This window comes from Streptomyces sp. OfavH-34-F (assembly GCF_022347745.1).
In the GTDB taxonomy this organism is placed as follows: Bacteria; Actinomycetota; Actinomycetes; order Streptomycetales; family Streptomycetaceae; genus Streptomyces.
The window spans coordinates 1-1870 of sequence record NZ_JAKRGC010000574.1 but is presented as its reverse complement, the minus strand read 5'-3'; the positions used below and the strand labels follow the sequence as shown (position 1 = coordinate 1870).

Annotated in this window: 1 protein-coding gene; it reads left to right on the top strand. The window is 76.6% G+C overall.

Features of this window, described 5'->3' with window-relative positions; all coding sequences use genetic code 11:
• Window positions 1-1870 (top strand): condensation domain-containing protein (locus MHW47_RS35020; RefSeq protein ID WP_239227854.1); only part of this gene is annotated, 1870 nt, incomplete at both ends.

Genomic DNA, 1870 nt, shown 5'->3' with positions numbered 1-1870 from the left:
CGGCCCGGTCCCTCACCGACCCCCTGCGCCAGGCCCTGCGCACCCGCCTGCCCGCACACCTGCTCCCGGCCCGCCTGGTACGCGTCGACGCCCTGCCGCTCACCCCCAACGGCAAGCTCGACCGCGCCGCCCTGCCCGCCCCCGGCGACCACCCGCCCCGCACCACCGCACCCGCCGGGCCCGCCCCCGCCTCCCCACTCGAACAGCAGGTCGCCGACCTGTTCTCCCGGCTCCTCGGCGCGACCCCGGTCCGGCCCGGCGACGACTTCTTCGACCTGGGCGGCGACAGTCTGCACGCCACCCGCCTGGCCGCCGCACTCCGCGCGGCCCACCACGCCGACATCGACGTCCGCGACATCTTCGAACACCCCACGGTCGCCGCCCTCGCGGCCCGCCTCGCCACCCCCGCCGACACCCCTGCCGCACCCGGCGCACCGGCACCCCGCCCCGAACGCATCCCGCTCTCGCCCGCGCAACGCCGCCTCTGGTTCCTGCACCACCACACCGGCGCCGACCGCGCCTACAACGTGCCCCTGACGATCCGACTCACCGGCGACCTCGACCGCACCGCGCTCACCGCCGCCCTCGGCGACCTCACCGACCGGCACGAAGTCCTGCGGACCGTCATCGAGGAACACGACGGCAGCCCCCACCAGCGCGTCCTGCCGCCCGACGAGGGCCGCCCCCGCCTCGTCGAAACGGCCGTCGACCCCGCCGAACTGCCCGCCCGGCTGACCCGGGCGGCCCGTCACCCCTTCCGGCTCGACCACGAGACCCCGCTGCGCGCGAGCCTGTTCACCACCGGCCCCGGCCGGCCCCGCACACTCCTGCTGCTCCTGCACCACATCGCCTGCGACCACGCCTCGCTCGGCACCCTCACCGCCGACCTGGAGACCGCCTACACGGCCCGGCTGCGCGGCGTAGCCCCTACGGGCCTCCCGCCGCTGCCGTACCAGTACGCCGACTTCGCACTCGACCGCGCCGCGCGCCCCGACCCCTCCACCGCGCCCTTGGCCCACGACGACGGGCTCGCCCACTGGACGCGCGCCCTGGAGGGACTGCCGGACCGCATCGCCCTCCCCGTGGACCGCACGGCGCAGCCGACGGACGACGGGGCCGTCGCCGAGTTCCGGATTCCCCCGGCCCTGCACCGCCGCCTCGCCCGCCTCGCCGCCACCGAACGCGCCAGCCTGTTCATGGTCGTCCACACCGCGCTCACGGTCCTCCTCACCCGCCTCGGCGCCGGCCAGGACATCCCCGTCGCCACCGCCGTCGCCGACCGGCCCGACCCCCGGCTCGACGCCTCGGTCGGCTTCTACGTCAACACCCTCGTGCTGCGCACCGACACCTCCGGCGACCCCACCTTCCGCGAACTCCTCGCCCGGGTCCGCACCGCCGACCTGGACGCCTTCGCCCACCAGGACGTCCCCTTCGAGCGGGTCGTGGAGGCCCTGGCCCCGCACCGCCCCGAGAACGGCCCGCCCCTCTTCCAGGTGATGCTCGTCCTCACCCCGCCACCGCCCGAACGGCTCGACCTGCCCGGCCTGCGCGCCGAGGTCGCCACCGTCCCCACCGGCACCGCCAAGTGCGACCTGGCGTTCAGCCTGTACGAGCGCCGAGGCGCCACCGGCGACGCCGAAGGACTCGACGGCACCCTCGAATACCGCACCAGCCTGTTCACCCCCGACACGGCCCGCGCTCTCGGTGAACGCCTCGTCCGCCTCCTCACCCGGTTCGCCGAGGCCCCCGACACCCCCATCGGCGCCGCCGACCTGCTCGCCCCCGAGGAACGGGCCCTGCTCCTGGACCACTGGAGCCGCACCCCGGCCCGCCCCCCCCCCCCGCCGCACCGCCGACACCACGGAGCACC